Source organism: Aquella oligotrophica, from assembly GCF_002892535.1.
Taxonomy (GTDB): Bacteria; Pseudomonadota; Gammaproteobacteria; order Burkholderiales; family UBA11063; genus Aquella; species Aquella oligotrophica.
The window spans coordinates 2,137,212-2,149,957 of record NZ_CP024847.1 but is presented as its reverse complement, the minus strand read 5'-3'; the positions used below and the strand labels follow the sequence as shown (position 1 = coordinate 2,149,957).

Below are 12,746 nucleotides of genomic sequence, written 5' to 3'. Positions count from 1 at the left end.
AAATAATATGCTAAAAATTTTGCAAAAAGCTTATGCTTTTGATGATGTTTTATTAGTTCCGGCTCATTCTGAAGTTTTACCCAAAGATGTTTCTCTGGCAACAAAATTGACTCGTAACCTTAGTCTAAATATACCTATTGTTTCAGCGGCAATGGATACAGTGACTGAAGCTAGGATGTCCATTGCTTTAGCTCAAGAGGGTGGAATCGGAATTGTTCATAAAAACATGCCTCCTGAACATCAGGCAAGCCGGATAGCAAATGTAAAACGCCATGAATCAGGCGTCGTTAAAGATCCAATTACTGTATCTCCAGATATAACTGTTCGAGAGCTATTATCTATTACCCATAAAAGAAAAATTTCTGGTGTTCCGGTAATTGAGCATGGTAAAGTGGTTGGAATTGTGACTAATCGTGATGTAAGATTTGAAACCAATCTAGATCAGGCGATTCGTAACATTATGACTCCTCGCGATAGACTTGTAACTATAAAAGAAGGTGAGTCTGTCAATGAAGCAAAAGCTTTGATGCATAAGCATAGGATTGAGCGGGTGTTAGTAATTAATGATAGCTTTGAACTAAGGGGCTTATCACCGTAAAAGACATTAATAAAAATGTTGCCTTCCCTCTAGCTAATAAAGATGAGCTTGGGCGGCTACGGGTTGGTGCTGCTGTTGGAGCTGGTGGTGATACTGAAGAGCGTGTAAGTTTGCTAGTTGCAGCTGGCGTTGATGTAATTGTGGTTGATACAGCTCACGGACATTCACAGGGAGTGATTGAGCGGGTACGCTGGGTTAAAAATAACTATCCAAATGTTCAGGTAATCGGTGGAAATATCGCAACGGCTAGCGCCGCAAAAGCTCTGGTTGATGCTGGTGCAGATGGAGTTAAAGTTGGTATTGGTCCAGGTTCGATTTGTACTACCCGAGTAGTTGCTGGAGTGGGGGTTCCTCAATTATCGGCTATTGCTAATGTGGCTGATTACTTAGCAGGTACTGGAGTGCCTGTCATTGGTGATGGTGGTATTCGCTATTCTGGCGATATTGCCAAGGCAATTGCTGCTGGTGCCAATACGGTAATGCTCGGTAGTATGCTTGCAGGGACTGACGAGGCTCCTGGTGATATCGAGCTTTATCAAGGAAGAAGTTATAAGTCATATCGTGGTATGGGGTCACTTGGTGCAATGGGTAAAGGCTCTGCTGATCGCTATTTTCAGGATTCTGAAGCATCTCAGGATAAATTGGTGCCAGAAGGTATTGAAGGACGCGTGCCATATAAAGGTACTCTTGCCTATGTTACGCATCAGTTACTTGGTGGCTTAAGAGCTTCAATGGGATACCTTGGTTGTGCAAATATTGAAGAGATGTATAAATACGCTGAATTTGTAGAAATTACTTCAGCGGGAATAAAGGAATCACATGTACATGATGTACAGATAGTGAAAGAAGCTCCAAATTATAATATCGGTTAATTTTTAGGATCAATTAGTATGTTTAACATTGTTGAGAAGCATCAGAAATTAGTAAAAGGAATTATGATTACCCTTACAGCTACGTTTGTAGTCTGGGGGGTTAGTGGTTATCTTGGTATGGCTGGTGATGATGGTTATGTGGCTAAGGTTGGCAGTAATAAGCTTTACCTGCAAGATATCGACCGTGCTATGGATCAAAACCCTTCTCAGGGACAGGATAAGATGCAAGTGCTATTTGGCTTGATTAATCGCCAGTTGTTGCTTAACTCAATTGATGATAATCATATGACGGTTACAACAAAACAACTGCAAAGTGCAATTGCTGCGATTCCTGTTTTCCAGACAGATGGTGCATTTGATCCTAAGAAATATGAGGATTTCCTTAAACAACGTTACATGACTTCAGCCTCTTTTGAAAAAGATATGGCTAATCAGGAGTTAATTCAGGATTATTTGGATTTTTTTAAAAATTCTTATTTCTCTTCAAGTGCATTTGAAAGTAAATTTGCTGAAATGTTAAGCCGTGAGCGCAATGTTTCTCAATATGTAATTGATCCCAAGCAGTTCTACAGTAAAATAAATCCATCAGAAAGTGATATCGCGGCTTATTATCAGCAAAATATTGCTAAATTTACTGTGCCCGATCAAGTCAAATTACAATATATTCAATTATCAACAGATGCCATAGCTAAAACAATAAAAGTATCAGATGATGAGGTTAGCAAATATATTCAGGATCATCCAGCTAGTGTAGCAAATGAGCAGGTTGATGTTTCACATATTTTATTTGCGGTACCAGCAGATGCTACCCCAGCACAAAAAGCTGAGATAAAGGCTAAAGCCGAGAAAGTACTTTCTGAAATAAAAGCTAATCCAGCAAAATTTGCTGCTTTAGCTAAACAATACTCTGAAGATCCTGGTTCTGCTGCAAATGGAGGAGATTTGGGGTATTTTGGTAAAGGGGTAATGGTAAAACCCTTTGAACAGGTCGCATTTAGCATGAAAAAAGGTCAAATCAGTGATCTGGTTGAGACTCAATATGGCTATCATATACTTAAACTTAATGATATTAAAGGTAATGATATAGCCAGTCAGAAAGCCACTGTTATTGCGCTGCTTCAGAAGCAGAAAGCCTCAACGCAGCTTCAGGCATCAGTTGAAAAGCTAAATGATGTTGCTTATAATCAGCCAGATAGCCTTAGTCCTGCAGCAGGTAAAGTTGGTGCGACTATTCAGTCAACAGGCTGGCTATCAAAAGGTGGAACATCCGGACTACTGGCTAATCCTAAACTACAGCAAGCTTTATTCACGGATGACGTTTTAAAGAAACATCACAATAGTGAAGTAGTAGATATGGGTGATGGCAGCTATGTTGTTGCTAGAGTTACTGATTATCAGGCTGCCAAGCAAAAGCCTTTGACTGAAGTACGTAGCCAAATTATTGACAGTATGAAAGCTGATCAGGCGGCTCAGATGGCAGCACAGATGGGGCAAATGAACTTATCTCAGCTACAACAGGGTAAACTTAAACTGAATTTTACTGGTAGTGATAATGTTACCATCACAGGAAACAGTAAAAACATCGATCCAATGGCGGTTCGTCAGATATTTACAACTCCAGCAACATCTTTTCCTGCATATACTGGTGCTGCGAATAAAACTGGCGGGTTTGTTATTTATCGAATTAATAGTCAAACGATTGATAAGAGCTTAATTAGCAAAAATATTGATTTATTGAAACAGATGTCAGCACAAAATTCGATGATGACTCTAAACGCTTATATTGGTGCATTGCGAAGTAATTATAATGTAACTTATAAGCTTGATAGAATCAAAAACTCTGACTCGCAAAATAATCAGGGAACTACAGGAAATTAAAGTTGTATTTATGATCAATATTCGTATAAACTTATATAACGATTTTTGGGTAGATAATGAATCAAAAAACTGTTAATAAGATAGGCTGGTTTGCTTCAATCATGGCAATCCTAATGTATGTATCTTATATTGATCAGATCATGCGGAATATTGCTGGGCATCCTGGTTCAGTAATATTGCCGATTACGACCACTATTAACTGTTCTGCATGGGCACTTTATGCCTGGAATAAGGAAAAACGAGACTGGCCTATTATTATGTGTAATTTGCCAGGAATTGTTTTAGGCTTAGTAACTGCTATTACTGCAATAGTCTGATATTAAAAGAGAAATCTAATAATGACTCCCAGAAATCTTAATGTTGCAGTTCTTGGTTTTGGCTTATCTGGTTCTACATTTCATGCTCCATTGATTACTACTACGTTCGGTTTAAAATTAACACATATATTATCAAGGCAAACTGATAAAATTAAAGCACTTTATCCGGAGGTGACAGTTTGCCAGTCTATTGATGAAATATTAGCTTCAAAAGAAATTGATCTGGTAATTAATACCTTACCCAATAGTGAACATTATTCAATAAGTAGAGCATGTTTGGAAGCCGGAAAACATGTGGTTGTCGAAAAACCTTTTGTAATTAACTCAAGTGATGGTATTGAATTAATCAAGCTGGCAGAGTCGAAGAATCTGGTTTTATCGGTATATCATAATCGGCGTTGGGATAATGGCTTTCTCACTTTAAGAAAATATTTGCCTCAATTAGGGAAAATTTATTTATATCAGGCTTCATACGATAGATTTCGTCCAGTAGTTAATTTAGCAAAGTGGCGCGAACAAGATGGTGTTGGTAATGGGATCCTTTATGATCTGGGTTCACATTTGATTGATCAGGCACTGGTATTATTTGGTAAGCCATCTGCGGTATTTGCTGATCTAGATACTCAGCGTGAAAATGCAGTTGCTATTGATTATTTTGAAATAATCTTATATTATGATAAGTTAAGGGTTATCCTTGGCTCATCTTCAGTAATGGCTAGCCCACGTTCGACTCTTGCTATTCATGGTGATAAAGGAAGTTATATTAAATCAGGGTTGGATCCGCAAGAGGAACAACTAAAAGCTGGAGTTACTCCACTAGATGATATTTATGGGGTTGATAAAGAGAATCAGCCTGATTTTACTTCTGGTGCTGAAAATATCCATCATAAGTTAAATACGGAAAGGGGGAGTTATAACGAGTACTATAGTCAACTCCACCAGTGTATTGTAAATAATACCCATAATCCTGTTATGCCAAATGATGCGCTAAATGTGATCAAGATTATTGAATTATGTCAGCTTTCATCTAAAGAGCAAAGGGTAATAAGCTGTGAAGGTTTATTCTGATTTTAATTTGTTTAGTCAAGAATAATTAGCTGTTCATCTATCAGGGTTTTTGGGATCTTACCATGAAATCCTGCCAAAATGGCAAGGTAAATTAGTTTACTGCTGTTTGCTCTGGTTAAATTAAACTTAGGCATGATCTTTTCAGTTAATGTCTTTAATACTGTACTTCGGCTAATTTTTAGCTTTCTAGCAATATCATATTGCGACAAGCCATTACTTAATAAATAAACAATCTCGAATTCTCGGCTGGATAACTTCTCGCTTAAATCTTTGTCAAACAGCTCTGTTGGGCTAGCATATTCCGGAAAAAACAGATTAAACAGATTAGTTTTGATAATTGGCAACTTCTTAGCAAGTATTGCAATCGCAGCTCCATTATCATCCAAAACTGGCTCATAACTCTGAAATATTAGTTCATGATAGTGTTTATTTGGTGGGGTTATTTGTCCTCCGATTCCAACAAAATTAACTGGCTTTTTTTGTCCTAAGCAATCATCAAATATTTTCTCAAGCTCTATTATAAATTGTGGTTTTATATGATTAAAGTCATTAAATTTTTTTCCGCTAATATCAGTCTGAGTTTTAAATTTTAGTTTTGTCAAAACTGAATCGGACGCTAAAATTGCCAGACGATTGCTGTCGTAAAGTATAAAATTACCTAGATTAGCTGATTGTGCTTGATAGTAAGGGACTACAATTTTTTCTAGAAAACTATTCATAAGTATCCAAATAGACGGTTAAACTCGGAAAAATTATAGCATATAATCACGTTATCTCAAAGTTGATTAGATAATTATCGATTAGTAAAGAAAGGAAAAGGAATGAATTTTACTTGTGAATTTCATCATATGGGTATCCCAACTACCGAGACGAAGTTAGGGGAACGGTATAGTTCCAAATTTAAGATGTACACAACTGATAGTATTAGTGAGAGTTATCGTATTCAGTTTCACCGCTTTGATGATGATTGTCCACTCCATAGCTTAATTAAAACCATGCCGCATATTGCCTATAAAGTATCAAGTATTGAGGAAGCCATTGTTGGTGAAGAAGTTATTCTTGAACCATATGAGCCATTTGCGGGCTTTAAAGTTGCTATGATTGCTAAAAGTGGGGTTCCGATTGAATTTATTGAGACAACTCTTTCTGAAGATGAGATTTGGAATACCAGTCGCCATAAAAATTCGATTATTTATGTTGAAGAATAATCTTGTAATTACGATGATCAAACTCAGGTATAATCTTATGATAAAAACATCAGGAAGATATACTATGCTAAAACCTTTATTGTTGATTACTATTAATATTTTTGCCATAACTAATGTCTTTGCTCTAAATAATGATTTACTGTCTGGAAGTGAATCTCCAATTTCAGTAACTAATACTTCAGATGGTAAATGTTATTTATATCAAGATAGTACAGTTATTACTAAAGCTAGTAATTCTGAGGCTGGGGAAGTTATTTTGATAAAAGCAGTGCCAGATAAAAAGTGTAAATGGGATAAATCAGCTTGGAAGATTGTAGGACCAGCAAATTATTACTTTGGTAAATACCGGAATCTTGTTTTTGTTGATAATGGTACTGGTCCAGACTTGCGCCAGATTTCAATTTTTGATACTAATAATCATATTCAGCAATTTAACGATACTTACGTCGAACCAATAAATATTGTTAAAAATCAGCTTAGTTATTGGCAGCCAGCCGCAACTATTGCCAATAAGCAAAATTGTGATAAATTTACTGAAGCTAGTAAAACTGGATTAACGCCGCAAGTTCAGAAGCAGATGCAAGTGGATCTTTTAAATGATTCATTTTTTGGGGTTTCATCAAAAAAAGTGAGGTGTGCACTTACTCAATAAGGGAGTGTTGCATTTTTGCAATTAAAAAATTGCTATAATATATTGATGTGTAAGGTATAAATTCTGAAATTTAAGATTTATGGGTTTATACTTTCAAATTTTAATTTAAACCGGGTAAAATATTCACTGATAACTATAACCTGTTTAAATTAGCCAGATATGCTACAAATAATCCGTTTTCTTATTAATTATTTAAGTCAGCTTCTCCCTCCCTCCCATATTTAATTATGAGTTAACTAATATAATATATTGTTTACATAATTTTGGGATGGAATTTCATGGTAAAAAAACCATTAATTAAAGCCAAGCCAAGAAATCACTACCACTGGCGCAATGATTTACTTTTATGGGTTTTATTGCTAACTATCACCGTGCTGCTTTTAAAGGGTTGGCACGATATGCATTCAACCTTTTCTACTCCTTCTGGCAATATTGAAGTTAATCTTGATCCGCACTTATTGCCTTATTATACATTACGGACAACAATGCGTTTATTGTTGGGCTTGGTTTTTTCTTTATTATTCACGTTTATTTTTGGCGTATTGGCTGCAAAATATAAAGCAGCAGAGCGAGTAATATTGCCATTTGTAAATTTTATGGAATCAGTGCCTTTGGTTGGTTTCCTTACCTTTACCACCGTAATGTTTATCGCGCTTTTCCCACATAATATCATGGGGCTTGAGTGTGCTGCTATTTTTGGCGTATTTACTGGTCAAGCATGGAATATGATGCTGATATTTTATCAAACAATCAGAATCGTACCCAATGAATTAAATGAGGCATCACGGATGTTTCATCATGGACCATGGACACGTTTTTGGCGAATTGAATGTCCATACTCAATGCCGGGATTATTATGGAATACAATGGTTTCTCAATCAGCGGCTTGGTTTGCGATTCTTGCAACAGAAGCAATTCCGGTTAAAACTAATACAGTTGAATTACCGGGCGTTGGTTCATTTATGGCTGAAGCATTGACTCAGGCTAATGTAAGCGCAGTAGTCTGGTCGGTAATTGCATTAATTGTCAATATTATTCTTCTTGATCAGCTAATGTTTAGACCGTTGGTGCGTTGGGTGCATAAATTCAAATATGAAGACACGGCAAGTAAAAATCAAAATACTTCATGGTTCTATTCTTTGATTCGCCATTCTTATTCATCCATTTATATGACGAGGGGATTAATAGCTTTTGCACACTTTTGGGTCTATGGATTACCAAGACTTTGCTATAAGTTTAAACTAAATTATCTGGTGAAAGTAAGTCCCGGTGGCTCGGCGAAAGTCGCAAAATTATGGTATGTTGCAATCATTCTGATTTGTGGTTATTATGGTGTTTTATTGTGGCAATTCCTACCCAAAGCTGATTTACTTAAAATGCCATTACTGATGTCATATACTGCTATTCGGGTATTTGTAGCAATGGCGTTAAGCGTTATTATTTTTGTACCGCTTGGAGTCTGGATTGGACTAAATCAGAAACTAGTTAAAATGTTTCAGCCTATTATTCAGGTTTTGGCAGCATTACCAGCTAATTTGTTTTATCCGCTAATTGCCATAATTTTGATTAGCTATCACCAGAGCCTTAGTATTTGGTCAATTTTTCTGATTATGCTTGGTACGCAGTGGTATATATTATTTAATGTAATAGCTGGGGTTTCGACCTTGCCATATAATTTGATTGAAGTCAGTCGGATGTTCCATGTTAGAGGATTGATGTGGTGGCGCAAATTTATGATTCCGGCGGTATTTCCATATATTGTTACTGGGATCATTTCTGCTGCTGGTGGTGCATGGAATGCAGCAATTGCATCTGAATTAATTACTTGGGGTAAGATGACTAAACAAGCGGTTGGACTTGGAGCTTATATCTCAGATACTACTGCCAATAATGAATTGGCACAAGCAGCACTTGGCTGTACGGTAATGTGTTTTATGGTTGCATTGTGTATTGTTTTCGTTTGGAAACCTTTATATACAATTGCTGAAACTAAATTTAGAATTAACTAATGGGGACAACTCATTATGATAGATAAAAAAATTATACTCCATGCTGAGCATGTATCAAAATCTTTTGAGATAAATAAAAATCATAACCTACAGGTTCTTGAGGATATTAGTCTACAAGTCTATGAGGGTGAAATAGTTGCGTTTCTTGGTAAATCTGGCACAGGTAAATCAACTTTTTTACGGATCCTTGCTGGTTTGATGGAGGCTAGTAGTGGTAAAGTTACTTGTAATGGGAATGTCATTAATGCGCCTTCACGTGATATGAGCATGGTTTTCCAAAGTTTTGCACTAATGCCTTGGCTTAGTGTTTTTGATAATGTTGCTTTTGGACTAGAAGCTTTGAATTATTCAAAAGAAAAAATCAAGTCGGTTGCACAAGCAATGATAGATATGATTGGGCTTGCGGGTTATGAAAATTCATACCCGAAAGAACTATCCGGTGGGATGAAACAGCGGGTTGGATTAGCTAGAGCTTTAGCAGTTGAACCTGATATTCTATTGCTAGATGAACCTTTTTCTGCTTTGGATATCTATACTGCACATAAAATTAAGACTGATCTTACTGAATTATGGGAATCAAGACAAATCAAGACGCGTTCAATGATTATTGTAACTCATAATGTTGAAGAAGCTGTAATTATGTCTGATCGAGTACTTGTTTGGGATAGTAATCCTGGACGAATTGCCAGAGAGTTTAAAATTGATATTCCAAGAAGTGAACGGAGTAAACGCAGTGTTCTTGATCTAGTTGAAGAAATCAGTCATCATCAGCATGAGCAGATTGCTTATGCAGAACGAAAACGAAAACCTCATATTTCACTAAAGAAATAAAAAAAGACCACAAAGTGGTCTTTTTTTATTAATCAGTAGCTAAAATTATTTAGCAGCTGTAGTATCCGCAGCTTTTTTAACTGTATTTAAAGTAGCTTGCGTAGCTGCCTGAAGGTTTTTTGACGCAACTTCAGCAACTTGAGAAGTAACTTTAGTTACTGTGTCAGCAGCTTGATTAGTAGTTGTAATGATGTTTTGGATAGACTCACTAGCAGCTTTTGAAAAAGTTGGATTAACTGCAGAGAACTGATCAACAGATTTAACTAGAGATTCTTGCGCACCTTTGATTGTGCTATTTGCTGCAGTTGAAAATACAGCCTGAGACTGATTTAAAACACTATATAACTCTTGACTTTTAGCAATTGAAGATTCAACTGAGCTAATTGCAAATTTTTGCATGCAGCTAATCGCTTCAGTAGGATTTGTTGCTGAGCAAATATTTTTTGCAGCAACAGCTGATTCTTGCATGAAAGAACGAACAGCATCACACTGAATCATTGCAGCTTGTTTGATACCCTGAATTGAAGCATCAGCAAGACTAAGGCAAGTATCCATCATAGATTGCATTTGAGAATTGAAAGCAGTATATTGAGTTGATTTTAACATTTTTGTCCCCTAACTTGGATTATACAACCTTATATTGTAAGGTTAATTTATTGACAGGCTATATTATGCTGCATTGCAAAAATAAAGTCAAGTTTTTTCGTGGGAATATATGAAATATTTTTCAGCTTATCAAATAAAATTAATTCTATCAATTGGTTGGGTTGGGTGTTTATGCAACATTAGTCATCTGAGTGGCATTTTTCTAACTGTCCATTAATAAATTTACATTTGATTACACCATTATTTATGGTTTGTAACTTTAAAACGACATCGCCATTCTTTTTGGTTTTGCTGTTTAATACAGTACAATAATTTGTAACATCATTTAATATTGAATTTTCGGTAAGAGTATAGCGACCGCAACTAACGTTATTATTGCCAAGATATAGTGATTGTGCAAAGGTATTACTAATTCCCAAGATTAAAAAAATACCCCAGATTTTTAATGTATTCATAATTTAACCTTATATAAATTAGACTGATTATTTTGTTGTTTAAAGTAAAGTTGGCTATAACTATTTGACTATGCTAATTATATATGATTATGGAAACGAATTTTAAATAATTAAGGGATAAATGATAAAATAGCGGTTAACTAGCTTTTAAATACGGAAAAATTATGAAATATACAAAAATAATTGCGACAATGGGACCTGCGAGCGCAGCACCAGACATGATTGAACAGCTTATTGGTTCTGGGGTAAATGTATTCCGGCTTAATTTTTCTCATGGGACTCATGAAGATCATGCAAGAAACATTGTCAATATTCGTAAAATTGCTGAGAAACTTTCTCGTCCAATTGCTATTATGGGGGATTTGCAGGGGCCTAAAATCAGGGTTAGTAAATTTGTTAATAATCAAGCTGAGTTAGCCAATGGCGATACCATAATTCTTGATACAGCATTCAAAGAACTAGGTGATAAGAATTTGGTTGGTGTTGATTATGAGAATCTGGCAAAAGATGTAAAAGCTGGCGATATGCTACTTCTTGATGATGGCAAAATTACTTTTCGCGTAAATAAAGTAGATGGAACTAAAATATCATGCCGGGTAGAACAGGGTGGGATTCTTAAAAATAATAAAGGTATTAATAAAATGGGTGGTGGACTAACTGCGCCAGCACTTACCGATAAAGATCTTGAAGATATAAAATTTATTGCAACTCAGGATGTTGATTATGTGGCAGTATCTTTTCCTAAAGATGAGAAGGATATCCAATTTGCTAGGCAGAAATTAGTTGAAGCTGGCTCAAGGGCACAAATTATTGCCAAAATGGAACGGACTGAGGCAGTTTTTCAGCACTTAAATGCAATAGTTAGTGCCAGTGATGGGGTAATGGTTGCTCGCGGAGATTTGGCAGTTGAGATTGGTGAAGCTCTAGTTCCAGGTTTACAGAAAAAGATTATTAAAGTATGCCGTGAATATCATAAGATAAGCATAGTTGCAACCCAAATGCTGGAATCAATGATTGAAAATCCGGTCGCAACCAGAGCAGAAGTTTCTGATATTGCCAATGCGGTTTTGGATGGTACCGATGCGGTAATGTTATCTGCGGAAACTGCTAGTGGTAAATACCCACTGCAGGCAGTAGAAACGATGGCGCGCGTCTGTGAAGAAGCGGAAAAAATGGCGGATGATAATTTGCATGGTAATTTTGGCAATGAGAAATTTGCTAATATTCAGCAAACCATCTCAATGGCAGCTCTTTTTAGTGCTTATCATCTTGAAGCTGATGCTATTATTGCGCTTACTACCTCTGGAGCCACCGCGCGCTGGATGTCTCGGGTTATTACTGATGTGCCGATTTACGCAATTACTGATTCTCATGAAGCTTTTCAATCTATGTCTATGTTCCGTGGCGTATTTCCGGTATTCCTCAAGCATAAGGCAAAAGACTCAAATGGACATGTTGATGAAGCTTGTGATTTTCTAGCAAGACAGCATATCTTACAAAGTGGTGATACCGTAATTGCTACTTATGGTGAAATGGTTTCCCAGATAGGTAGTACCAATTCACTAAAAGTAGTCAAAATTTAAGCTCTAGGTTAAAAGGTAGTTGATAGCAACTACCTTTTTTATTATGAAGTTTAAGATTATACTAACTGTTAATTAAAGACCATTTGGGAGCTTGATATGAGAAAGATTATATTTTTTATCTTTAGTATTTATGCTATGAGTTATCTTTACGCAGAACAACCGAGAAACCTGACGTATTCAATTATTATATCTAGTATAAAAGATAATCAAACATCTAAGGAGTTTGTAACTCCTTCTATGTATAATGTTCTTTTGAATACTCAGGATTTTAAGATAATTACCAATTTAGAGAGCGGACATTCATATAGTTTGACGTATAAATGTATGAATACGAGAATTAAGAAGGTTTCAACTCCTTCTAATTGTGGCTTCTCTGTTTCCGGGGTGAAATTATATTTAAAATTCCCAACCTTGAATGGGGGACATGCACTAATTAAAGATATTAAACAGAATACTAACTCACTGGATTTAAACCTAAATGCTGAAAGTAGTGGCTACATAGAAATTGTCAATACATCAGTTAGTAATCCGGCAATTTATAGTTCAAATGTATTTTTTATACGAAGCAGATAAATTTCTCTGGGAGTGATTATCCTAATAATCCCTAACCTTACGAGGTTAAAAACATGAGGAATATGATATATTAATGTCGGTAGTATTTTATTGAAA

General features: G+C 36.0%; 12 protein-coding genes and 1 pseudogene. 10 read left to right on the top strand and 3 right to left on the bottom strand.

Going from position 1 to position 12,746, the window contains the following annotated elements:
* Window positions 1-7 precede the first annotated feature (7 nt).
* From guaB to CUN60_RS09825, 4 genes and pseudogenes are all read left to right on the top strand, one after another.
* Window positions 8-1,470, top strand: a pseudogene (gene guaB / locus CUN60_RS13120) (IMP dehydrogenase).
* An 18-nt stretch (window positions 1,471-1,488) separates the two neighbouring features.
* Window positions 1,489-3,348: a peptidylprolyl isomerase gene (locus CUN60_RS09835; RefSeq protein ID WP_102951873.1), complete on the top strand. Its 1,860-nt coding sequence runs from the start codon at window positions 1,489-1,491 to the stop codon at window positions 3,346-3,348.
* Between the two features lie 56 nt (window positions 3,349-3,404).
* Window positions 3,405-3,665, top strand: a complete 261-nt coding sequence (locus tag CUN60_RS09830; protein WP_102951872.1) for a SemiSWEET family transporter — start codon at window positions 3,405-3,407, stop codon at window positions 3,663-3,665.
* 21 nt (window positions 3,666-3,686) lie between these two features.
* Window positions 3,687-4,733: an oxidoreductase gene (locus CUN60_RS09825; protein ID WP_102951871.1), complete on the top strand. Its 1,047-nt coding sequence runs from the start codon at window positions 3,687-3,689 to the stop codon at window positions 4,731-4,733.
* A gap of 11 nt (window positions 4,734-4,744) precedes the next feature.
* Here CUN60_RS09825 and CUN60_RS09820 read toward each other — a convergent pair whose 3' ends face one another.
* On the bottom strand, window positions 4,745-5,452 hold the full coding sequence (locus CUN60_RS09820; RefSeq protein WP_102951870.1) for a response regulator transcription factor: 708 nt from the start codon (window positions 5,450-5,452) through the stop codon (window positions 4,745-4,747).
* A gap of 102 nt (window positions 5,453-5,554) precedes the next feature.
* On the opposite strand from CUN60_RS09820, the gene CUN60_RS09815 reads away from it, so the two are divergent.
* From CUN60_RS09815 to CUN60_RS09800, 4 genes are all read left to right on the top strand, one after another.
* Window positions 5,555-5,941: a hypothetical protein gene (locus CUN60_RS09815; RefSeq protein WP_102951869.1), complete on the top strand. Its 387-nt coding sequence runs from the start codon at window positions 5,555-5,557 to the stop codon at window positions 5,939-5,941.
* Between the two features lie 64 nt (window positions 5,942-6,005).
* Entirely contained in the window at window positions 6,006-6,593 is a 588-nt protein-coding gene (locus tag CUN60_RS09810) for a hypothetical protein (protein ID WP_102951868.1), read from the top strand.
* A gap of 278 nt (window positions 6,594-6,871) precedes the next feature.
* The gene (locus tag CUN60_RS09805) at window positions 6,872-8,602 is read left to right on the top strand and encodes an ABC transporter permease (RefSeq protein ID WP_102951867.1); all 1,731 of its coding nucleotides are present in this window, start codon (window positions 6,872-6,874) and stop codon (window positions 8,600-8,602) included.
* 15 nt (window positions 8,603-8,617) lie between these two features.
* Window positions 8,618-9,433 carry an ABC transporter ATP-binding protein gene (locus CUN60_RS09800; RefSeq protein WP_102951866.1) on the top strand — a complete coding sequence of 272 codons (816 nt, stop codon included), beginning with the start codon at window positions 8,618-8,620 and terminating at the stop codon, window positions 9,431-9,433.
* Window positions 9,434-9,478: 45 nt separating this feature from the next.
* On the opposite strand, the gene phaP is transcribed toward CUN60_RS09800, so the two are convergent.
* Window positions 9,479-10,039, bottom strand: a complete 561-nt coding sequence (gene phaP, locus CUN60_RS09795) for a TIGR01841 family phasin (protein WP_102951865.1) — start codon at window positions 10,037-10,039, stop codon at window positions 9,479-9,481.
* A 179-nt stretch (window positions 10,040-10,218) separates the two neighbouring features.
* A complete protein-coding gene (locus CUN60_RS09790; protein WP_102951864.1) occupies window positions 10,219-10,494 on the bottom strand; it encodes a hypothetical protein in 276 nt (91 codons plus the stop codon).
* Between the two features lie 164 nt (window positions 10,495-10,658).
* Here CUN60_RS09790 and pyk point away from each other — a divergent pair, with 164 nt between their 5' ends.
* Both pyk and CUN60_RS09780 read left to right on the top strand, forming a co-directional pair.
* Window positions 10,659-12,077, top strand: a complete 1,419-nt coding sequence (gene pyk / locus CUN60_RS09785) for a pyruvate kinase (RefSeq protein WP_245866345.1) — start codon at window positions 10,659-10,661, stop codon at window positions 12,075-12,077.
* Window positions 12,078-12,173: 96 nt separating this feature from the next.
* Window positions 12,174-12,650 carry a hypothetical protein gene (locus CUN60_RS09780; RefSeq protein WP_102951862.1) on the top strand — a complete coding sequence of 159 codons (477 nt, stop codon included), beginning with the start codon at window positions 12,174-12,176 and terminating at the stop codon, window positions 12,648-12,650.
* Window positions 12,651-12,746: the final 96 nt, after the last annotated feature.